This window comes from Aquirufa salirivi (genome assembly GCF_045310485.1).
Taxonomy (GTDB): Bacteria; Bacteroidota; Bacteroidia; order Cytophagales; family Spirosomataceae; genus Aquirufa; species Aquirufa salirivi.
Genome location: NZ_JBEWZH010000045.1, coordinates 1 through 300 on the forward strand (window position 1 = coordinate 1; position 300 = coordinate 300).

Consider the following 300-nt stretch of genomic DNA (forward strand, 5'->3'; position numbering starts at 1 on the left):
CACTAATTACCCCAGTGGTGGTATTGAATAATAAACCCGTTGGTAATGGAGTCGAAATACTATAGCTAGTAACTGTCCCTGTAACGGTAGGGCTTAAACTGGTGATGGTTGTACCAACAGAATACACGTTGGGTGTCGTATAGCTTAATGCGCTTGGAGCGGCTGCATTGACTGTTATCCTGACAACAGCTGTAGTGCTACCTGTGACATTGGTAGCCGTAACAGTATAATCTGTTGCCGGGCTAGTGACAGAAGGGTTTCCACTAATTACCCCAGTGGTGGTATTGAATAATAAACCCG

General features: G+C 45.0%; 1 protein-coding gene. It reads right to left on the reverse strand.

The annotated features are described in order from the left end of the window. Nucleotides 1-300 (reverse strand): putative Ig domain-containing protein (locus tag U0R11_RS13685; protein WP_406752388.1); only part of this gene is annotated, 300 nt, incomplete at both ends.